The organism is Bacillus sp. 16GRE42 (genome assembly GCF_019837435.1).
Classification (GTDB): Bacteria; Bacillota; Bacilli; order Bacillales; family Bacillaceae_G; genus Bacillus_A; species Bacillus_A wiedmannii.
Window position 1 is genome coordinate 505717 of record NZ_JADAXF010000004.1, and the last position, 22919, is coordinate 528635.

Here is a 22919-nt window from a genome sequence, read left to right on the forward strand (position 1 = left end):
GAAATGCTTCCTCTTCTTATATAAATACAATTATTTATTTTGATTTACTAGCTTTTTGGAACAAGAAGGAAGTTTTCTCTTCTTCTTTTACAATACCTTGTTTTAAGGCTAATTCCCCTGCAACTTTAGGCGCTAACCATAGCATTGGGAATAACAGAATAGATACCGGAACAGCCGTCACTACAATGAAGGATTGTAAGGCGTTAATACTTCCCTCACCCATGTATAAAAGAATCGCTGCAACTGCACCCATAATAAGCGACCAAAAAACTCGTAAGCTAATTCTAGGATCTCCATCTCCAGTCACTGCCATTGAAATCGAATAAGCCATTGAATCTCCTGTTGTCACTACAAATAAAATTGTTAATAAAAGAAATGCAGGTCCAATAATATTAGATAGTGGCAGTTGCTTTGTAATTGCAATCATAGCCGCTGGCATACCAGATTCACTTAATGCGGTCGAGATAGAACCAGGATTCATTAACTCATAAAACACACCTGATCCCCCTAGTATAGTAAACCAAAACGTTGTAATAATAGGTGCAATAACTCCAATTGCAACGATGATTTCTCGGATTGTTCTTCCTCTTGAAATTCGGCTCACTAAAATTGCCATCATCGGTCCATATCCAATAAACCATCCCCAGAAAAAGATTGTCCACGATCCTAACCAAGCTGTATCACCACGATATGTGCTCATTGGAATAAATTCATTTATATAAAATCCAAACGAAGAAACAAATGAATCGATAATAAATCCACCTGGTCCAAATAGTAATACAAATACCATTAATAGAACTGCTAATCTAACATTTAAATTACTTATAATTTGAATCCCTTTATCAATTCCTGTTACCGCAGATATAGTAGAAACAGCTACTACACAAACAATAATGGCTAATTGAGTAGTAAACACATCAGGAATGTCAAACAATGCTTGTAACCCATAACTTGCTTGTAGTCCTAAAAATCCAATTGGACCAATTGTCCCTGCAGCTACCGCAATAATGGCAAACACATCAATCATTGTTCCAAGCCAACTCTTTCGCAATTTCTCTCCAAAAATAGGATATAAAAGCGTTCGAGGTTTTAACGGCATACCTTTATGATAATGTCCGTACATCATAACTACCGCACTAATTGTACCTAAAATCGTCCAAGCCAGGAAACCCCAGTGCATATAACTTTGTGCTAAAGCAGGCATTACCGCTTCTTTCGTTCCAGCAGTTATACCTTCATGTATTGGTGGCACCGTCATCAAATGGTACATCGGCTCTGCGGCTGCCCAAAAAACGCCACCTCCAGCAAGTAATGTAGACATAATAATAGCGAGCCATTTTGTCGTACTAATCTCAGGTTTTTCTAGCCCCCCAAGTTTAACTCTCCCATATTTTGAAAACGCCATACACATTGCAACAACAAATGTACCAATTAATAAAACCTGCCAAAAGGCACCAAAATATTTAATTGAAGCTGCAAAACTTCTATTAATGGCTCCCTCTACGTAACTTTTATTTAAAATAACTGCAATTACAAATAATAAAAGCGAGCCACCACTAATAAGAAATACAGGCCAATCCGTTTTTCGACTCTTCATCCTCATTTACACTTCCTCCTTCCTCAGCAATCTAAAAAAACAACTTTATTATGTTTTATTGTTTACACCCAAAACACAATGATTATATAAGCATAATAATTCATCAATTTTCTACACACTTATGTTGTCCCTAAAAATATGCTAAATCCCTTATTTAAAAGAAAATTTCTATTCCTATTACATAAAAAAGCAAAACAAAAGACCTTATATTTCTATAAGGTCTTCGAAACAGAAATTTGATTATAACATAAGGAACTCCTTGGTTCAAAAAGCTCCTTCCAAAAATAACCGAGAGTAAAGGCTTCCATTTGCTACGTAACAGTAATTAAAAAAAATTATAATTTGCATAAAAAAACTATACTAAATTTTATTTATGAAAGAAATTCGGCTTCAAAATTTCATTCGGATACGGTTTATGATAAATATGAGTAGTAGCTGGAGATAACGGTGGAATGAGCCACACCCAATTGCCTGTTACAACCCGTCCACATGCTGCTTCTTGCTTCTCAAATTGTTGAAATTGTTGTGCAGCAGTATGGTGATCCACAATACTAACTCCTTGTTTTTTGAAGGAATGTAATACAGCAATATTCAACTCAATTAGTGCCTTGTCTTTCCATAACGTACCGTTTCTCGATGTATCGAGCTTCATCATCTCCGCAACAGCCGGAAGTAAATTATAGCGATCATGATCCGCTAAGTTACGAGCCCCAATCTCCGTTCCCATATACCATCCATTGAACGGAGCTGCCTTATAAGAAATACCGCCAATTTCTAAGCGCATATCTGAAATCATTGGAACCCCATACCATTTTGCTCCAAGTGACGAAATCGGGTATTCTGGATGTTCAATTGGCACTTCTTTTACTTCTTCTCTCGGAATTTCTTTATATATAGGTGCCTTCCCGTTTATAGAAAAAACAAGTGGCAATACATCGAAATTCGTACCTTCTCCCTGCCATCCAAGTTCCTGGCAAAAATCCGTAAACGCAGTGGAATGAGAGTCACCAATCACTCCCATTTCTGTTTTATATCCTGCATACCGAATCAATTGGTGATTATAAATTCGTATATTATTTTCTTCACCTTGATATTGCTTAAAAATTGTAATTGTCGGTTTAACTTTCCCATCGTTCGTTGCATATTTAATATGATGAATTAATGCATTGTATACACCTTCCTCATCATTTACTTCACGTGCATCTAATATGTGCATCTTACTCCAAAATAGTCTTCCGATACATCGATTACTATTGCGCCATGCCATTCGTGATCCATGAACAAGTTCTTCAAATGTATGCTCATACGTCCCCGTCTTCTCTATCTCAACTTGAATTTCTTTTATTCTCTCTTCTATGAATTGTTCTTTATTAAGCTCTTTATAGCAAACCGTAATAAAATGACTCGCTTCCTCTATTAATTGTTTCGTTTTACTCATAAACGATCTCCTTCTATTTCAACAAAACGTTACTACTTTACAGTATAAGCAAAAAGAATAAGAGTCACAAATGAAAGTCGAAGTGTTACTTTTATTGTAATATTTTTCAGAAAATTAAAGAGATTACTATTGACTTGTATAAAAAATAGGTGTATTTTTGACTCAGGTAAATTGTTTTTACCTAGACCAACTTTTTAATAAGAAAGGAGGGAATGTTATGTCTTCATTTCAATTGCCAAAGCTTTCATATGACTATGATGAACTAGAGCCATATATCGATAGCAACACGCTTTCTATTCATCATGGAAAGCACCATGCAACATACGTAAATAACTTGAATGCCACTTTAGAAAACTATACGGAATTACATAATAAATCTTTAGAAGAGTTACTATGTAATTTAGAAACTTTACCAAAAGAAATTGTTACAGCTGTCAGAAATAACGGTGGTGGACATTATTGTCATAGTCTTTTTTGGGAATTAATGAGCCCGCGAGGTGGCGGTGAGCCTAATGGAGACGTTGCAAAAGTAATTGATTATTATTTCAATACCTTTGACAACTTAAAAGATCAACTTTCCAAAGCAGCTATTAGTCGTTTTGGAAGTGGCTATGGATGGCTTGTTCTGGACGGTGAGGAACTTTCCGTTATGAGTACACCCAATCAAGATACACCTTTGCAAGAAGGTAAAATTCCATTACTCGTCATCGATGTATGGGAACACGCCTATTATTTAAAGTATCAAAATCGGCGTCCAGAATTTGTTACCAACTGGTGGCATACGGTGAACTGGGACCGGGTAAATGAAAAGTATTTACAAGCAATTCAATCACAAACACATTAGTCGTGCGCATAAGGTAAATTTGGTAATGTAAAATTAGTATTGTCGAAATCCTCCAGAATCCCCCGGATTGCCACCGGGGGATTTATGATTATTTCATTGCATGTATGTAATACCGTAATACTTTTTCTATTTCTATTTTCAACTCCCGGAACCGGAATCCTAATTCACTAGCTTTTCCATTATGTAATGTACAATTAATCACTCCATTATAAGGCGCTACATTATCTCCTACTTCTTGAACGAGTGCTTTTATTCCTATATTTTCTTCTATGAAATGAATAACTTCTCGAGTAGAAACTACCCCATTGCTACAAGCATTAATTGACCCTTCTATATCCGTCATCCCGCACCAAGCTAAAAATTCTCCTGCTTCTTTTTCATGTATAAATGACAACTCACCATCTAGATCATTCACGGCGACAGGTTCTTGCCTCACAATATGTTCAACGTAAAATTGTAACCTTTTCGTATAATCGTTTTCTCCAATAACAACTGGAAAACGTACTGCAACAACTGGGAATATTGCTTGTTGAAGTAAAACAGCTTCGGCTAATCGCTTGCCTTCACTATAAGTAAAGTCCTTCCTACTACCATATGTAATGGCATACTCGTACGGATTAAAGTTCTCTTCTAACAAGCCTATTGCTGGTTCGTAAACAGCCATTGAAGATGTCATAACGTATTTCTTCGTTTTTCCTTGTAACACTTCACATATTATCTTCGCTGCATTCGAGCTATAGCATAAATTATCGTATACGATATCATAACTTTTATCTTCTAGACGCTCTGCTAATTGTTTTTCATCTTCTCTATCTACAATCAGCCTTTTCACTGCACTACCGAAAGGATCTTCGGTAACCCCTCTCGTCGCAATTGTTACATCGTGTCCATCTTGCAAAAGTGCTTCTACTAAATGTTTACCAAAAAATCTTGTTCCCCCTAGCACCAATACTTTTTTCAACTTCATCATCCCCACTTTGATAAATTGTAAAATACTACCTCTCTATTATAAATGCTAATATAGAAAAAGCATGGAATTCGTTTAACGATTCCATGCCTTTCTACAGAAAATATATTAACGTACTCGATATTTATAAATACAATAACAGAAGTATAAAATAGAAATTACGGATACATAAACCCATAGTTCATATACGAATCCCTCTCCCCATACTCCCATAAAGTAAAAGAGTGAAGGCAACGTCAATGTTACCCATGATTGTACGAAGGCAATTCTTCCAAGATATTGATTGATATTCTTCTTTTGTGTATTTAATACAAAGAATAAATACCAAAGTAATGCCCACATAAACCACGTTAATGCATTAACAACATCGTGAAATTGAACAAATGAAACAACCATATAGAATAAAGCTATAATTGCTACCCAAATACAAAACCAACCTAAACCGCTACTATCCATTCCTTTTATAAAGGTAACACCTACATATAAATAGGTTAATCCAAATAAGAAAGTAGCTGCATATGAATACACTGTCCAATTGCTTTGGTCAGAAATCATGATCAAATAGAACGGAATAATAATTTGTAGTGCACCCACAAATAAATTAAAAACACCCGCACTTTTCATCTCTGCTTTCCCTAATATAACAAGACTATTTAAAAATAAAGCTGCACCCGAAAGTAATAATCCTACGTACCCCATATATCCTCATGTGAAAACCTTACATTTTCACACTGTACCCTCCCCGTCTTGTAAAAATTATATTATTCCTTATTCTCCTTCTTACTTACAACTACATACAAAGTTTTTTTGAAAACAAGTCAGACTTCCTACCTTAAAAAACAATAAAAAAACCTTTTCATACATGTCATACAGTAATGATGTCAATCGAAATGTATCATATAATAAAAACGCTTTCAATAATACACAACTTAATTAAAAGCTAATAGGATTATTTGATTATAAACGCACTTTAACAATGATACAAGTATTAGAATACTCTTCCATATTACATTTTTTATTTCTATGAAAAGTTGATATAATAATGCATTTTCCCTATCTCCTTCTATCAATGATCTGCATAGAATGTTGTACAATCATATTAAATTAGAAAGGTCTGATATTTATGCCTCTTCATTATCCAAACCAATCTGTTATTCATTCAACAGGTGTATTAACAAGAGAGCCTGCAACAGTTTCAGCAGTAATAAATATTGTAAATTTAGATGCATATTACGCACACTATGTAAATATAGAAGTGTGGGATTGGTCTAACTATTCTAATCCTGTAAAATTACCTGTGCTCATTGGTGAAGATACAGTGGTAGAATTCCCATACCTTTTACAAGGTAACAACCTAGCAGTATTTTATGCTAATTTAGATGAAGCTATTAATTTGTATGAAATTCGTATTTCTTCCCCCCCTCACTCCAATATTATTGCAAATTGTTTCGGAAGAAGCTTGCCGCCTTATACAAGCCAAGAAGGTAATACTGTATATCATAAACAACTTGTTCGCATTCATTAAGAGTTCTTTCCTCTATAGAACCAGTTGCTATTCAAATGCTATGGTCAGTAATATTTTATTACATTCGCTTTCCTAAATTGAACATATTACTGACCTCAAGCAACATAATAAAGAATACAATTTATTATATACATAACATATCCTACAAAATAATAAGAGAATGCTTTACTAACTACCTTAAATCATTTGATAGCCATTTTTATTATTTACCTGCCATCTCCAAGAATCTACACACATCTCTTCTAACCCATATTCCGCTTCCCATCCTAATTCTCGTTTCGCTTTAGATACATCAGCAAAACATACTGCTACATCACCAGGACGACGCCCTATCACTTTATAAGGTATTTTTTTACCTGAAACCTCCTCAAAAGCCTTTATCATCTCCAACACACTATACCCTTTACCTGTGCCAAGATTATATGCCTCTATTCCTTTCGTCTCAAGTACTTTCTCAAGTGCCTTTACATGTCCTTTTGCAAGGTCAACAACGTGAATATAATCACGGACACCTGTCCCGTCTTTTGTTGGATAATCATTTCCGAATATATTTAGTTCCTTTAACTTACCTACCGCCACCTGCGTTACATATGGCATTAAATTATTCGGAATCCCATTTGGATCTTCTCCAATACGACCACTTTTATGTGCTCCGAAGGGATTGAAATAACGGAGTAACGCAATACTCCATTCATCATCAGCTTTTGCTACATCACGCATAATCTGCTCAATCATTAGTTTTGTTTGCCCATACGGGTTTGTCACACTCAGCGGAAATTCTTCTGTAATCGGTGATGTTTTTGGAATTCCATATACAGTTGCAGATGAACTAAAAATAAATTTTTTAACATTATGTTTCTGCATCACATCACATAGTATGATTGTACTTATTATATTATTATAATAATACGTAAGTGGAATTGTAGTAGATTCCCCCACTGCTTTAAATCCAGCAAAATGTATAACCGCTTCAATGTTATTTTCCAAAAAAATCTCATTCATTTTTTCACGATTTAAAACACTTTCTTTATAAAATTCAAATTGTTTTCCTGTTATTTCTTTTACTCGATTTAAGGACTCGATTGAACTATTTGAAAGATTATCTACGACTATAATTTTATAATTATTATTTAATAATTCTATACACGTATGACTACCAATATATCCTGCTCCACCTGTTATAAGTATCGCCATATATATAGTCCCCCACTTATTATTAATTATAAAATTTTATAACCTAAATACACATCTATCCTACCACAAAAGACTGATAATTTAGAATATTTATTTCAAATTATTATTTATATAAAAAAGAGCCACATAACTTTTAAGTTATGAAGCTCTTCAACATACGTATGTGTTTATATCTTTTTTATTAATCAAGAAAAATAATAATCACTCGAAAATTTCATATTGTTAAATTACGTAGCAATATACACTTAAAAAGTGGGCAAGGCTTCCCAATAACACGAAAACGTGAAAAATTTCATGATGCCCCATATGTTTAAACTCTAACCACTTTGGCTTTGTTCCATAAATAAATCCACCGATTGTATAAAGAATGCCTCCAAGCACTAGAAGCACGATACCTCCTGCACTTAAGTTAGCAGCTAACGGTGCAAAGAACAGAACAATTAACCAGCCCATTGTAATATAAATTGCTGTTGATAACCATCTCGGGCAACTAAACCAAAACATTTTAAAAACAATACCACAAATGGCAGTTGCATAAACTAAACAAAATAATAATAAACCGTTTGCGGAATGTAATGTAATTAAACAAAATGGTGCATATGTACCTGCAATCAATATAAAAATCATAGAGTGATCAAGCTTCCGAAAGAAATAAATAACACGTTCACTGGCTACAACACTATGATATACAGCTGATGCTGTATACAGAACCATCATTCCGATGCCAAACAAAATAACAGCTGTAATTGCCGCAAAAGATGGCATCTTAATAGAAACTTTTACAAGCATAGCTAATAATGCAATAAATGATAATACAGCTCCTCCCAAGTGGGTAAAAGCATTAACCGGTTCTCTTACATAAGCATTCATATATACACCCCTCATATAATTACATGTAGTTTTTATAACTACATGTAATTATATACGCATTATTATTAGAGGTCAACATTTACAATTCATTTGTTTCGTAATACCATATTTAGAGATAAACTAAACATTATGCTCCACTAAGTTATAAAAGTGAGGGGTTCTACGTGGAAAATATAAATAAATTGCTTGAAACATTACATTTAGAAAAAAACATTACGCTTGAGGATATTCCAAATGTCGATTTGTATGTAGACCAGGTTGTCCAATTATTTGAAAATACTTATGCGGATACAACAAGAACCGATGATGAAAAAGTATTAACAAAAACAATGATTAACAATTACGCAAAAGGAAAACTGTTTATTCCAATCAAAAATAAAAAATACTCAAAAGAACATATGATTTTAATCAGCTTAATTTATCAATTAAAAGGAGCCCTTTCCATTAATGACATAAAAAGCTCCTTAGAAAATATAAATGAATCCTTATTAAACGATGATTCATTCGAATTAAATATACTATATAAAGATTATCTTTCTCTTACCGAAAACAACGTCGAAAGCTTTACACAAGACGTAAATAACCGTGTTTCAGAAGTAAGTGAAATTTCTTCCTTAGAAGATCCGAATCTAGAGAAATTTTTATTACTAACATCATTTGTGTCAATGAGTAATATGTATAGACGCTTAGCTGAGAAGTTGATTGATGATTTAAAAGAATCTTAAATAAAAAAACTATCCACCTGTTAAAGTGGATAGTTTTTTTGTTTACTTAATTGCCTCATGAACTTTTAATTGTTTACCTTTTATCGTTGTATTTCTCATAACCTTTAAAACAAGTGGTCCTTTTCCGTTTAATATTTCAACATACGAAACATTATCTTGTATTGTAATAATACCTATATCATCAGCAGAAACACCTTGAATTTTAGCAATTGTACCAACGAAATCTACCGCCCTAATTTTCTTTTTCTTTCCGCCATTAAAGTACAATTTCATAATTCCTTTGTTTAGGTCTGCATTTTTATCTTTCTTTATAATTGGTTTAGCATATATTTTTTCTTCAAATACTGCTTTCACTTTTATAACTTCTTCTTTTGAAGGTGCCAGTTCCTTTGGGATTTCAAATCCGATATATTCCTCAATCTCTTCTAAAAATCTATTTTCATAAGGCGTTATAAATGTAATAGCTTTTCCATTATTACCAGCTCGTCCCGTCCTTCCAGTACGGTGTACATAGCTTTCTTTTTCTAATGGAATATCGTAATTAATAACATGTGTAATATTATCAATATCAATTCCTCTCGCAGCTACATCAGTTGCTACTAAATAACGGAACTTTCCTTTTCTAAAATCATCCATAACTTCAAAACGATCTTCCTGCACCATACCACCGTGTATTTTGTCACAAGGATAATTAACTCGTTTTAGCTGTCTATATACATGGTCTACGTTTTCTTGTGTACGACAAAAAATAATGCAACTGTCTGGATTTTCAATCATAGTTACATCCTTAAGAAGTGAAAGCTTCTCTTCTTCCCTTACTTCAAAAAGGGTATGTTCAATTTTATCTGTTGTAATCCCAGCTGCTTTAATTTCAATATGAGTTGGTGCATTCATATATGTACGGGATAACTTTTCAACATCTTCCGGTAGGGTTGCTGAAAATAGCATTGTCATTCTTTTTGTAGGTAATTCATCAATAATGGCCTCTACTTGATCGATAAAGCCCATATTTAGCATTTCATCTGCTTCATCAATCACTAAATATTTCAATCGATCTAAAGAAAGGGTCCCTTTTTCAATATGATCCAACACACGTCCTGGGGTCCCCACTACAATATGCGTCTTTTGCTTTAACTCTAATTTTTGACGTGCAAATGGAGATTTACCATAAATTGCAGCAGCTTTAATTCTTTTGAATCGCCCTATATTCGTAATATCTTCTTTCACTTGAACAGCAAGTTCCCTCGTTGGTGTTAAAACTAATGCTTGTGGTTTATTCTCTTCCCACTCTACCATTTCACAAAGTGGTATTCCGAACGAAGCCGTTTTTCCACTTCCCGTTTGCGACTTTACAACAAGATCCTTCTTTTGCAATGCAACTGGAATAACCTCTCCTTGCACTTCTGTCGGATGCTCATATCCTAAACCAGTAAGTGCTCGTCTTACTTCTTTACTTAATGCATAATTACTAAAGCTTTTTTCACTCATATATTAACCTCATTTGATTTTATATTTAAACTATTATGTTCTTCATACCTCACTTTAGACTATAGTAAGATACTATATTAATCCACTGTTTTCAATTCGTTTCAACCTAAATTTATCTAAGTATAATTTTAAAATAGGAAAGGGCAGCCTTAATAATAAGTCTGCCCTATCTATACTATATTCATTTTTACGGAACCAATTTTTTCACGACTGGTATTCTTTGTAATACTAACGTAATTACCAGACTAAGAACAATTGCAATCGTTACATTAATAGGTATTGCCAATATTGCATGTACACGTTCATTTACTTTTGGGAAAACCATGTACAACAAGTTATTTAATAAGAAGAAGTGAAGAATATAGATTCCAAGGCTTGCTTGATTTATAAAACGGAATAACAATGGTAATTCTCGTTCTGATTTTTGGAAAGCATATTTGAAAAATATAAATAATCCAATCGCCATCAATACAACACCTGGCGCAAAATATCCGTACCAAAACTGGTCTAACTGTCCATTTGCTTTTACTGTATAGTAATATGTAATAAAGAATGTGCTAATAAATCCTACAAGTCCTCCAATATAAGAGATATTTCTCCATTTTTTCGAAATATCGTAATTGGATAAATAATAACCAAGTAAGAAATACCCTACATAGTTTGTAACGTAAAATAATTCAATATTAAAGTTGATAGGATAATAATATTTCGCTAAATTGACTACTACAGATGCATATATCCATAAAATTAAAAAGTATTCTATCTCTCTTTTTTTAGCATTCTTCACAAAGATTTTCAGTAGCGGGGTAATTAAATATATCCCTACAATCATGTATAAGAACCATAAATGTCCCCCAATAGTATCCGTTAAAAAGTGCTTTATTCCTTGCTTTAAAGATGCCGGGAAATATCCTGCATATGCTCCATATGCATAAAATATAGCGCTCCAAGCTACAAAAGGTATAATTACTTTACTTGCACGCTTCTGTAAAAATTCCCCGACTGAAATATCTTTTGTCCCCTTTAACAATAACGCTCCACTAATCATTACAAAAATCGGAACACTCGCACGTGAAATCGATTCAAACAAGTTACCAGCCATCCAGCGTGATACGTTATTTGCATCTAACATAGAAACATAACCAGCAGAAACGTGAATTGTAACCACTGCGATTGTTGCTAATACACGCAACCAATCCATATATACTAAGCGCTTCATTAGCACCCCTCCTAAATTTACCTCTTTAACTTTTATTTCCCAAACATAATTTTACATCAAATAATACTATGTTTAAACACATTTTAATTACATGAACTTACAACATACGTAGTTAAACCTTAATTTTTAAATATAAACATGAAAACCTTTGACTTATGAGTGAAAATAATGTAAATTATCTTTTGGACGAACATTTTTAAACAAAACAAATAAAATATTCGTATTTTAGGGGTGTAAATGATGGAAAACGTATTCGACTATGAAGATATTCAATTAATTCCTGCAAAATGTATTGTAAACAGCCGCTCTGAATGTGATACAACTGTCACTTTAGGTAAACATAAATTTAAATTACCTGTCGTACCTGCGAATATGCAAACGATTATTGATGAAAGAATTGCAACTTATTTAGCTGAAAACAATTACTTCTATATCATGCATCGTTTCCAACCAGAGAAACGTATCTCATTCATTAGAGATATGCAATCACGTGGATTAATCGCTTCTATTAGCGTTGGTGTAAAAGAGGACGAGTATGAATTCGTACAACAATTAGCTGCTGAGCAACTTACACCTGAATACATCACGATTGATATTGCACACGGACATTCTAATGCTGTAATCAACATGATTCAACATATTAAAAAGCATTTACCAGAAAGCTTCGTTATCGCTGGAAACGTTGGAACTCCAGAGGCGGTAAGAGAATTAGAAAACGCTGGTGCTGACGCAACAAAAGTCGGTATTGGACCTGGTAAAGTTTGTATTACTAAAATTAAAACAGGCTTTGGAACTGGCGGTTGGCAACTAGCTGCACTTCGCTGGTGTGCAAAAGCTGCAAGTAAGCCAATTATCGCTGACGGTGGTATTCGTACACACGGCGACGTAGCTAAATCTATTCGATTTGGAGCGACTCTGGTTATGATCGGTTCTCTATTTGCTGGTCATGAAGAGTCTCCAGGGGAAACAATCGAAAAAGACGGCAAACTTTATAAAGAGTACTTCGGTTCAGCTTCTGAATTCCAAAAAGGCGAGAAGAAAAACGTTGAAGGTAAGAAAATGTTCGTTGAGCATAAAGGTTCTTTAGAAGACACTTTAATCGAAATGGAACAAGATCTTCAATCTTCTATCTCTTACGCTGGTGGAACAAAATTAGACTCAATTCGTACTGTAGATTATGTAGTCGTGAAAAACTCTATTTTCAACGGTGATAAAGTATATTAATTTTTAAATTTAACTCGAAGGACAAGCATTTTTATGCTTGTCCTTCTTTTTCATGTATAAAAATGTAAAATATTTTCATTTTACTGAATTTTCTAGTATCATGTTTTTAGATACTTATAATAAGGGGGATATAACAAATGAAACACGTAATTGAGAAACGCCATATTCGCGCAGAAGTCCCTACTGAACTAACATGGGACCTCTCTGATTTATTCGAATCTGATAAAGATTGGGAAACTGCATCACGTGTATTAACAAACGATATAAAAAAACTGGATGCGTTTAAAGGACAATTACATACTAGCGCCACTACCTTCTTACATTGCCTACTTTTAGAAGAAGAGCTTTTAATGGAGTTAACAAAACTATACTCCTATGCAAATTTAAAAGAATCCACTGATCGTACAAATCCAATTATTCAAGCGAACTCTTCCAAAATTGCTGCTTTATGGACGAAAGTACATACCGCACTGTCCTTTATCCATAATGAAATCCTCTCATTCGACGAAGGAACAATTGAAAAATATTTAGCTGAAGAAACAAAACTCGAACCTTTCCGTAAATCATTACTAGACATACTACAAAAAAGGCCGCACACGCTCTCTCCTGAAACAGAAGAAGCTCTTGCTGCACTTGGCGAAGTACATAGTTCCCCATACAAAATTTACGGTATGACTAAATTAGCCGATATGGATTTTACCTCCATACAAGACGAAAAAGAAAACGAACTCCCTGTATCATTTTCATTATTTGAAAGCAAATATGAGTTCTCTCCAAGCGTAGACATACGCAGAAAAGCATACTCATCATTTGTTTCCACCTTAAAGCGATATAAAAATACAGTGGCAACAACATATGCTACTGAAGTAAAAAAACAAGTAACACTCTCTCGTTTACGCAAATTTGAATCTGTTACTCATATGCTTTTAGAACCTCAACAAGTTCCACTTGAAATGTATAACAATCAACTTGATATTATTTATAAAGAATTAGCGCCTCATATGCGCCGTTTTGCAGGTTTAAAAAAGAAAGTATTAGGACTCGATCAAATGCTGTTCTGCGACTTACATGCACCTTTAGATCCCGAATTTAATCCAACCATCACATACAAGGAGGCTGGTAAATTAATCCAAGATTCTTTAAAGGTATTAGGCGATGAATATAGTTCCATTATCCAAAAAGGATTCCAAGAAAGATGGGTTGATCTTGCAGATAACGTAGGAAAATCAACCGGAGCATTTTGTTCAAGCCCATATGGTTCTCATCCATACATTTTAATTACATGGCAAAATACGATGCGTGGATGCTTCACATTAGCCCATGAATTTGGGCATGCTGGTCATTTTTATTTAGCAAATAAAAACCAGCGTATTATGAATGTACGTCCATCTATGTACTTTGTTGAAGCGCCATCTACCATGAATGAATTACTATTAGCCCAGCATTTATTAGCGACTACTGACGATAAGAGAATGCGCAGATGGGTGATTCTGCAACTACTTGGCACATATTATCATAACTTTGTTACTCACTTACTTGAGGGAGAATATCAAAGAAGAGTATATACGCTAGCAGAAGAAGGAGAAGCACTTACAGCTACAACTTTAACTGAAATAAAAACAGATGTACTTTCGACATTCTGGGGAAATTCGGTAGAAATTGACGAAGATGCTGGCTTAACTTGGATGCGTCAACCTCATTACTATATGGGCTTATATTCTTACACCTATTCCGCAGGCCTCACTGCATCTACTGCGGTAGCTCAAATGATTAAAGAGGAAGGACAACCTGCCGTTGATCGCTGGTTAGATGTACTTCGCGCTGGTGGTACGATGAAACCACTTAAATTAATGAAACATGCCGGAGTCGATATGTCAAAACCAGATGCAATACGTAAAGCTGTTTCTTACGTCGGTTCCTTAATTGATGAATTGGAACGTTCTTATCAAGAATAAAAAATAAGCCCTCGCTTTATGAGGGCTTGTTTCATATTTATTTTCCAAATCTTTTACGGTATCCACATTTCCTACATAGCTCTTCGACTGCAACTCTTTTAGAAAATCCATCGACAATGTTTGTTGCTCTTTCACCTTCTATAATGTTAGAAAATGAGTCATTATTAATATTCCCAAGGTTAATAATCCCTTCACCATCTAAACAACAAGGAATAACCGTTCCGTTCGCTAAAATACCTGCTTGATTTCGAAGACCATGACAGAATCCTTTTCCGTCATCCTCTTCTTCATGTAATGCCGGCCACTGGAATTCATAGTCTTGATTAATAAAGACACGTTCCGCAATTTTTATACCTTTTCCTGGTGTAAGCTTCTCTTCGATTTGATAAGATAGACCAAACTCATTTTCAATGATAGATAATAAATCTCTATTTTTCTGGATTTCAGCATTCGTTTTATTATCCTGAGTTAAATTCCATAATCTAAGTGAAACAATTAAATCCGATTGACTTGTCGCCTCTCTAATAAAGGAAAGTATACTTCTTACATAACCTTCTTTATCTTGCGAACCTGGATGTCCATCAAAACTGTGCAATGAAAAATTCATTTGTCTTAACGCAGGTTTATTTAACAGTCTATGCCTTCTCTTATTAATTAACGTTCCGTTCGTTGTAATATTAACTTTAAACCCTTTTTCATGGCTTAAATCTAACAATTGATCTATTTTTGGATGGAGCAATGGCTCACCCTTCACGTGCAAATAAATGTAGTCTGTGTGAGGTTTAATTTGGTCTAATCTTTTCGCAAAATCCTCCACAGAAATGAACTGCTTCTGCCTTTCCGTCGGCGGACAAAAGCTGCACGCAAGATTACATACACTCGTAATCTCCAAGTAAAACTTTTTAAACTTCTTCACCTTTAATTCCTCACTTCTATGACTACTTATACTTTTTTCCTCTTCATATTACATCACACTTTTTTAGAAATAGAAACATACTTATTTTAGGAAACCTTCGTACTACCTATTAATGTTTAAAAGACCATCGGTGGTTTTTGTCCAATGGTCTTTTTTACTCTTTTTAAATACAAAAAGTAATTTTATTTATGATACGGTTCCCCACGATTAATACGAAATGCTCTATACACTTGCTCAAGCAATACTAATCGCATTAATTGGTGTGGTAATGTCATCTTTGAAAAAGAAAGAGATTCATTTGAACGCTTCATTACTTCTGAACTTAGTCCAAGTGATCCTCCAATTACAAAAGCAACTTTACTCTTTCCATATGTAGCAAGACGATCTAAGCTTACTGCAAATTCTTCTGATGATTTTTGTTTTCCTTCTATTGCTAACGCAATGACATGCGTATCGTCAGAAATTTTATCCAGTATACGTATACCTTCTTTTTCTTTTACAATTAACATTTCTGCTTCACTTAAATTTTCTGGCGCCTTTTCATCTGGCAATTCAATTACTTCTACTTTTGCGTATGCAGATAATCGTTTTAAGTATTCTGCTATACCTTGTTTTAAATATTTTTCTTTTAATTTCCCAATTGAAATAATCGAGATATTCACACTCATTCCCCACCTTACAAACATGTTATCCACATAACTTATCCACATATCCACAATTGTTACCCACATATTGTGTGAGAATCTGTGTTCGATACAACATATGTCGCCTCGTTTTGACAAAATTCACATGTTTTTTTCTCTTTTTCCGAGTTATCCACATTGTTGATAACTGGTGCAACTTCACACTCATCCACAATAATATCTAAAGCCAATTCAACATGTTCTAAACAACAAGGTAAATTCATATTCTTCACCTCACTTTTCTACAATAGAAAACAGGAGGTAGGCCCTCCTGTTTTTAATACTTTTGAATGCCTAGTTTAACCGTTGTTGTTGCTCGTTTTGTACCACGATAAAACGTAAGAGTCATTTTATCATTAATTTTTTTATCATATAAGGCCGTACGGAATCCGATAATATCGCGAACCGGTTTTCCATCTACTGCTACAATCACATCGTGTTCTCGTAAACCAGCATCTATACCTGGCGAAGGACTTTTCACATCTAAAATGCAAACTCCCTCTGTTACATTACCTGGTAAATGCAATGTTTTTGACCAATGATAGTTTGGAATCTCATTTAACGATCTAAGTTCAATTCCAACATACGGTCTCCTTACTTTTCCATACTTCTCTAATTCATTCATAATTGGAACAGCTCTAGTAACTGGAATAGCTAGTCCAATTCCTTCTACTTCTTTTGCTGCAATTTTCATTGAGTTAATGCCAATTAATTGGCCTGCGGCATTTACAAGCGCACCACCACTATTACCTGGATTAATTGCTGCGTCTGTTTGCAATACTTCTACTTGCCAATCGTAATGTCCATCTTGATCCAAATCTACAGGAACAATACGTTCCTTAGCCGAAATAATGCCTTGTGTGACAGTTCCAGAAAATTGCAGCCCGAGTGGGTTTCCAATCGCAATGACCGGTTCTCCTCTACGAACAGTATTAGAGTCGCCAATCTCAATTATTTTTTTCACATGCTTTGCATCTATTTCTAGTACAGCTAAATCTGTGACTACATCGGTTCCTAATACTTTCCCAGGAACCTTCTTACCGTCACTTAAACTTACTTCAATACGATTTGCTCCAGCAACAACATGATTATTCGTTACGATATAAGCTTGGCCATCTGTCTTTTTATAAATTACACCCGATCCTGTACCAGCTTCTGAATCTGCCTCTGAAAAATTATCTCGTTGAATATTAATAACACCAACAACAGCTTCAGACGCACGATCAACAGCATCAACGAAGCTAATCTGTTTAATTCCTTGAGCTTCGGCCATATTACTTCCACTTGCTTCAGCTTGTGGAAGCGCGCCCGCATCATTCGCAAATAAAGGAGCTCCAAATGCAAATAACGAAGCTCCTACAATTGTTCCTGCTATACTAGAAATAACAATACCTTTATGCTTCTTTTTTCTTGCACGTTTCATACGGTAATTTTCTTCATCAATAAAGGACATATTTGTTCACCTATCTTCCTGAAAACAACTATATTCACCTTTATTGTTTACTAAAATGAAGAATTATACGTATTGAATTTTTGTAGGCATTTTCGGATCTGTGTCGTGAATTTCAAAAGCTTCTCCCACTCCAAATCCTTTTTCCTCTAGTACTTGTGATACTGACATACGTGCTAGTTCTTTCATGTTATTATCTAAACTTAAATGGGCTAAATAAATATGTTTTGTCTCATCTGTAATTACATCCGCCATTGCTAATGCAGCGTCCTCATTACAAACGTGCCCTACATCACTTAAAATACGTCGCTTAATACTCCATGGATAACGTCCCATACGAAGCATTTCCACGTCATGATTACTTTCAAACACGAAAGCATTAGCCCCCTTAATAACACCTTTCATACGGTCACTCACGTATCCCGTATCTGTAATAAGGGCTAACTTTCTATTATTGTTGTGAAAAGCATAGAACATCGGCTCTGCCGCATCATGAGAAACCCCAAATGACTCGACCTCAATATCACCGAATGTTTTCACATCCCCAACTGAGAAAATGAACTTTTGCTCAGTTGGGATATTTCCTATTAAGTGTTCCATTGCATTCCATGTTTTCTCATTTGCATAAACAGGCAAATCATATTTACGTGCCAATACACCTAATCCTTTAATATGATCACTATGTTCATGTGTTACAAGAATACCCGATACATCATTTATATTTAGTTCTGCCTGTTTAAATAAAGCCTCTGTTGCTTTACCACTTAAACCTGCATCGACGAGTAATTTCTTCTCATCTGTTCCTACATATAGCATATTCCCTGTACTTCCACTTGCAAGTACGCTAAAATGCAACCCCATTCTTTCTCACTCCAGTATGTTCATCAACCACTTGATTTTCCCTTTCCCCTAATTCCATAACTTGTCCTTCAATTGCATTTACAAAGAAGTCCTGCTTCTGCTCCGTTTTTAAGTTCCATGTTGGAGCAAGTACTTGGTTATTAGAAGTAGATGCGGTAAGGTTGGCATAACCAATTTGTGCTTCTTTTACATGTGTATTCCCATGAACTTTATTTTTTAAATACAGATTTTCTAAAGCCGTTTGGGCAGTAATAATTTCTTGCTGTTTCGTTTTTTCACTTTCGCCCATTTCTTTTAAATCAGTTAGCATCGTCTGCGTGTACGACACCATTTCATTTTTTTCATTTAATTCCACAACAATCATTGCCTGATCGTTATAGAAAATAGGCTTATCTTTATATTTTTGGAAGAAGTAAATTTTAGAGTCTTTCATCGCTCCAAACTCATACTTTTGTCCATCCAATACATAGTTCTTTAAAAAATCACTATACTTATCTTTGGATAATGATTTTGTATTTAAAAAGGGCTCTTTTAGCTTACTTTCTATCTTGTACATATTTTGTATATGCGCCGTTTGACTCTTTAAAGACTGTACATCTTCTTCTTTAAATGCCTTATTTTCCGCCCTAATAAATGCCTCTTTTTTCGGTTCTTTAGGGAAATTACCCATAGTAATTTTGTTTGCTTTTAATTCTTGATCTATCTTTGTTTCTGCAATAAGCTCCAATTGATTACTATCTTGCTTTTGAATGAATTGAAAAATGAGAAAGAGGTCCAAAACAAAAAAGGTCACAATAAATATGGTTTTAATCCGATCCCAATCCATTTAGTCCTCCCTCACTCCACTCATATATTTTTTGTTTACCAGCTTCATCTTCAACAAACTTTACATACCAAATTGGCTGTAGTCGAGCTACTTGCCCATCTAGTGATAATTTGTATCCAATACCAATGTCTTTAATAAATCTTTTATCTACCGCGGCATTATTTTCTAAAGATGCTATTACAACGTGACCTGATGGAAGAGTAACCTTCTGTTCTATACCTTTCGTATTTAAAGACAACAATGGTCTTTCATATTCCATTACTTCTTCTGATCCCCATACTTGTCTCAATTCAGCTAATCCATCTGTATTAAATACGGAATATCCATCTTCATGTAAACGAAATACGGTCTGTCCTTTATTCATATAGTCCAAACGATATGAATCCAAACTCCCGCTGTGGCCATTTACAAAATCAAAGCTTTTTTGTAAAAGCATTAAATTATCTGGCGTTTTCTCATTTGAAACAGAAGAGTTTTTATACTTTAGCATATGATGATCATTTTCAATCTCCATAGACCTAATACCATCTGTAAATGTTTCTTTCGATTTCTCGGTAATAGGGCTTAAATAACGCGGGTCACTAAATAGAGCATTCTTAAATGTATCAACCGCTAAATTAGATGAAATATATGTTATATTACTTAATTCCGTCGTTCCATCTGATAAAAATATCTTTTTCGTATCATTAATTTGATAATCAAAATAAGGTTTCGCTGATACTATAAATTGATTTTGTGCGTTTACAATATCTTTTAAATACACACCACTTAATTTTGCTTCATATATTCTAGAGTTATCACCATCAGAAACAAAATTAACTTTAATTTCTTGATCCCTACTTCTAGAAGGGTCAAGAATAATTCGATTAAAATGTTTAGGCTTATCTATACTTTTTTCTTTCATATTAAACATAGATTTAACGGCATCAAATGGGATATTGGTAGGAAAAACAAGTTCAATTTTCCCTTCACCATGCACATAAGAAAGGAAATCAGCTTTAGCAATCGATATCTCTTTGAAACCATGTAATTCCCCTGCTTCCAAAGTTTTATAGATTGATTCTATATCTCCCTCTCTTTCACTCCCGTAATGATTTTTATCTTTATGCGCGATGATAGAAGTAGGGCGTACAACATCAGCAATTTTAGTTTGAGTAGTTCCTTCATTCCCCTGTACAAATTTTGCGTTTTGCATAGACGTGGAATCTGGCACATACGTCCATAAGTTAAAAGTAAGAAATAGGCTAATTACAACTAAATTAATTAAAACTATCGTTTTAACATTTTCCATGCTCATTCCCAATCGTCCTCTTCATCCGCTGCCATTGGCAATGTGAAATAAATAGTTGTCCCTTTTCCTTCCTCACTCTTCGCCCAAATTGAGCCACCATGTGCCTCAATCATTTCCTTCGCAATTGCTAATCCAAGTCCTGTACCACCCATTTGTCTTGAACGTGCTTTATCTACGCGATAAAAACGTTCAAAGATTTTATCGACGTTCTCTTTCGGAATACCCATTCCTTGGTCACTTACACTAATCTCTAATAATTCACCGCGATCACGTAAGCGATATGTTACTGTTCCACCTTCTGGTGAATACTTTAATGCATTCGAAATAATGTTATACAATACTTGCGTAATTTTATCCGTATCCATATCAATAAATCGAGATTTTTTAGAGAAAGATCGTTTGAAACTTACGTTTTGCTCTTTAGACATTTCAAAACGATCAATAATGTTATTAAAGAAGTCAGTAAAGTCGACCCATTCTTTCATTAAACGATGTTCTGTACTATCAAGTTTAGATAGTTGTAATAACGCATTTACAAGTCTAATCATTCTTTCTGTTTCTTCTTGTGTAACGGTTAAAAATTGCGGTGCAATATTCGGATCTTGCCACGCACCGTCCGTAAGTGCCTCTAAGTAACTGCGCATCGTTGTTAATGGCGTTCTTAATTCATGAGAAACGTTTGCCACAAACTCGCGGCGTTCCCTTTCTATACGCTCCTGCTCAGTTACATCATATAATACGGCAATCAAGCCATTTGCTTTCCCTGTCTCTTTTTGAATAACAGAGAAGCTAGCACGTAAAATATATGGCTCATTTCTCGTACTAAAATCTAATAAAACAGAATCAGGCTCTTCGTATAAATGATCGAGCGTAAATTCTTCTTGTATCCCTAATACTTCTAAAACAGATTGATCGAGCGCCGTTTCACGCGAAACATTTAGCATCTTTTCCGCAGGGTCATTTAATAAAATAATGTCCCCTTTTCGGTCAGTAGCAATGACTCCATCTGTCATATGTGATAGAACGGATGACAATTTACGTCTTTCACTCTCCGTTGAAGAACGAGCTTGTTGTAATTTTTTGGATAAATTATTGAAAGATAATGCTAATTGTCCAATTTCATCATGGCTATGCACTTTTACTTTTCTCGAATAGTTTCCTTTTGCCATTTCAATCGCTTGTCTTCGCATATCTGAGATTGGCCTCGTAATCGTTTGAGCTAACAAAATTCCAAGTACAGCCGTTACGAGTAATGCAATAACGGTTCCAGTCGCAAAAATTTGATTAATATCCTTCATCTGTTTATAAACATCTTCCATAGATGCAACAATGTAAATAGCACCAAGTGCATCTTTTCCGTTGTCATCTAGAATAGGAGTAAGCATAACTTGTACACGATGGCCTGTACGACCATCCTTCTCAATTTTTATTTCTGGCTTTTTTTGTACCAATACCCGCTGAACAGCTATATCAGTTGATGTTCTATTTACCTTGTTTTGCTTTGACTCATCTGAAATAGCAAGCAACTTTCTATTCGAATCAAATACACTTACCTCTTGGATATCTTTCTTTCGATCAGAGGCAAATTTTCGAATTGAAGTTTTAATCGTTTCATCTGTTGATTCTGTTTCTGCTTTTGTATGACTTTTTTTAAACTCTTGTTTCAAGTTATATGCTAATAAGTTCGTTTGCTGCGTTAAAGAATCTCTAAATCCTTGTACAAGACTCTTTTCCAACTCCCTTACGAAATATACTCCAATAACTTGCATTGCTATTAATATTAATAGCATATATATGAGTACAAATTTTAAATGAATAGATTGAAAAAAACCAACTTTCTTCATAT

21 protein-coding genes are annotated in these 22919 nt (G+C 34.5%); 5 read left to right on the forward strand and 16 right to left on the reverse strand.

Annotated features, from left to right (window positions below; genetic code table 11):
- Positions 1-34: 34 nt before the first annotated feature.
- Positions 35-1603: a BCCT family transporter gene (locus ILS93_RS22985; RefSeq protein WP_064476025.1), complete on the reverse strand. Its 1569-nt coding sequence runs from the start codon at positions 1601-1603 to the stop codon at positions 35-37.
- Between the two features lie 361 nt (positions 1604-1964).
- On the reverse strand, positions 1965-3035 hold the full coding sequence (locus ILS93_RS22990; RefSeq protein ID WP_064476024.1) for a nitric oxide synthase oxygenase: 1071 nt from the start codon (positions 3033-3035) through the stop codon (positions 1965-1967).
- A gap of 217 nt (positions 3036-3252) precedes the next feature.
- Here ILS93_RS22990 and sodA point away from each other — a divergent pair, with 217 nt between their 5' ends.
- Positions 3253-3879, forward strand: coding sequence for a superoxide dismutase [Mn] (gene sodA / locus ILS93_RS22995; protein ID WP_064476023.1), 627 nt, complete (start codon positions 3253-3255; stop codon positions 3877-3879).
- 88 nt (positions 3880-3967) lie between these two features.
- Here sodA and ILS93_RS23000 read toward each other — a convergent pair whose 3' ends face one another.
- Both ILS93_RS23000 and ILS93_RS23005 read right to left on the reverse strand, forming a co-directional pair.
- A complete protein-coding gene (locus ILS93_RS23000) occupies positions 3968-4849 on the reverse strand; it encodes an NAD-dependent epimerase/dehydratase family protein (protein ID WP_222661339.1) in 882 nt (293 codons plus the stop codon).
- A 105-nt stretch (positions 4850-4954) separates the two neighbouring features.
- Positions 4955-5545 (reverse strand): AmiS/UreI family transporter, encoded by a 591-nt coding sequence (locus tag ILS93_RS23005; protein WP_000542569.1) that lies wholly within the window; start codon positions 5543-5545, stop codon positions 4955-4957.
- A gap of 424 nt (positions 5546-5969) precedes the next feature.
- Between ILS93_RS23005 and ILS93_RS23010 the strand changes: the two genes are divergently transcribed.
- Positions 5970-6371, forward strand: a complete 402-nt coding sequence (locus tag ILS93_RS23010; RefSeq protein ID WP_098111058.1) for a hypothetical protein — start codon at positions 5970-5972, stop codon at positions 6369-6371.
- Positions 6372-6548: 177 nt separating this feature from the next.
- Here the strand turns inward: ILS93_RS23010 and galE are convergent, their stop codons facing one another.
- Positions 6549-7565, reverse strand: coding sequence for a UDP-glucose 4-epimerase GalE (galE, locus tag ILS93_RS23015; protein ID WP_064476021.1), 1017 nt, complete (start codon positions 7563-7565; stop codon positions 6549-6551).
- A 222-nt stretch (positions 7566-7787) separates the two neighbouring features.
- Positions 7788-8435 carry a PAQR family membrane homeostasis protein TrhA gene (trhA, locus tag ILS93_RS23020; RefSeq protein ID WP_000995376.1) on the reverse strand — a complete coding sequence of 216 codons (648 nt, stop codon included), beginning with the start codon at positions 8433-8435 and terminating at the stop codon, positions 7788-7790.
- A gap of 164 nt (positions 8436-8599) precedes the next feature.
- Between trhA and ILS93_RS23025 the strand changes: the two genes are divergently transcribed.
- The gene (locus tag ILS93_RS23025; protein WP_064476020.1) at positions 8600-9160 is read left to right on the forward strand and encodes a DUF1836 domain-containing protein; all 561 of its coding nucleotides are present in this window, start codon (positions 8600-8602) and stop codon (positions 9158-9160) included.
- Positions 9161-9202: 42 nt separating this feature from the next.
- Here the strand turns inward: ILS93_RS23025 and dbpA are convergent, their stop codons facing one another.
- Together dbpA and ILS93_RS23035 are read right to left on the reverse strand one after the other, a co-directional pair.
- Complete coding sequence (gene dbpA, locus ILS93_RS23030; RefSeq protein WP_064476019.1) at positions 9203-10648, reverse strand: ATP-dependent RNA helicase DbpA; 1446 nt, start codon at positions 10646-10648, stop codon at positions 9203-9205.
- A 187-nt stretch (positions 10649-10835) separates the two neighbouring features.
- Complete coding sequence (locus tag ILS93_RS23035; protein WP_064476018.1) at positions 10836-11867, reverse strand: acyltransferase; 1032 nt, start codon at positions 11865-11867, stop codon at positions 10836-10838.
- Between the two features lie 240 nt (positions 11868-12107).
- Between ILS93_RS23035 and guaC the strand changes: the two genes are divergently transcribed.
- Positions 12108-13091: a GMP reductase gene (guaC, locus tag ILS93_RS23040; RefSeq protein ID WP_064476017.1), complete on the forward strand. Its 984-nt coding sequence runs from the start codon at positions 12108-12110 to the stop codon at positions 13089-13091.
- Positions 13092-13228: 137 nt separating this feature from the next.
- Positions 13229-15046 carry an oligoendopeptidase F gene (pepF, locus tag ILS93_RS23045; RefSeq protein ID WP_222661341.1) on the forward strand — a complete coding sequence of 606 codons (1818 nt, stop codon included), beginning with the start codon at positions 13229-13231 and terminating at the stop codon, positions 15044-15046.
- Between the two features lie 37 nt (positions 15047-15083).
- Here pepF and ILS93_RS23050 read toward each other — a convergent pair whose 3' ends face one another.
- The 8 genes from ILS93_RS23050 to walK all read right to left on the reverse strand — a co-directional run bounded on the left by ILS93_RS23050 (position 15084) and on the right by walK (position 22917).
- Positions 15084-15962 carry a radical SAM/SPASM domain-containing protein gene (locus ILS93_RS23050; protein ID WP_000713629.1) on the reverse strand — a complete coding sequence of 293 codons (879 nt, stop codon included), beginning with the start codon at positions 15960-15962 and terminating at the stop codon, positions 15084-15086.
- A gap of 182 nt (positions 15963-16144) precedes the next feature.
- Entirely contained in the window at positions 16145-16624 is a 480-nt protein-coding gene (rlmH, locus tag ILS93_RS23055; RefSeq protein WP_001027003.1) for a 23S rRNA (pseudouridine(1915)-N(3))-methyltransferase RlmH, read from the reverse strand.
- Positions 16625-16683: 59 nt separating this feature from the next.
- On the reverse strand, positions 16684-16869 hold the full coding sequence (locus ILS93_RS23060) for a CxxH/CxxC protein (RefSeq protein WP_001052827.1): 186 nt from the start codon (positions 16867-16869) through the stop codon (positions 16684-16686).
- Between the two features lie 53 nt (positions 16870-16922).
- The gene (locus ILS93_RS23065; RefSeq protein ID WP_098103043.1) at positions 16923-18098 is read right to left on the reverse strand and encodes a S1C family serine protease; all 1176 of its coding nucleotides are present in this window, start codon (positions 18096-18098) and stop codon (positions 16923-16925) included.
- 63 nt (positions 18099-18161) lie between these two features.
- Entirely contained in the window at positions 18162-18956 is a 795-nt protein-coding gene (locus ILS93_RS23070) for an MBL fold metallo-hydrolase (RefSeq protein WP_000522836.1), read from the reverse strand.
- A complete protein-coding gene (locus tag ILS93_RS23075; protein WP_064476000.1) occupies positions 18940-19782 on the reverse strand; it encodes a two-component system regulatory protein YycI in 843 nt (280 codons plus the stop codon). Before ILS93_RS23075 ends, ILS93_RS23070 begins: the two co-directional genes overlap by 17 nt.
- Entirely contained in the window at positions 19763-21079 is a 1317-nt protein-coding gene (locus tag ILS93_RS23080; RefSeq protein WP_064475999.1) for a YycH family regulatory protein, read from the reverse strand. The genes ILS93_RS23075 and ILS93_RS23080 overlap by 20 nt, the downstream gene beginning before the upstream one ends.
- Complete coding sequence (walK, locus tag ILS93_RS23085; protein WP_064475998.1) at positions 21076-22917, reverse strand: cell wall metabolism sensor histidine kinase WalK; 1842 nt, start codon at positions 22915-22917, stop codon at positions 21076-21078. Before walK ends, ILS93_RS23080 begins: the two co-directional genes overlap by 4 nt.
- Between the last annotated feature and the right edge of the window lie 2 nt (positions 22918-22919).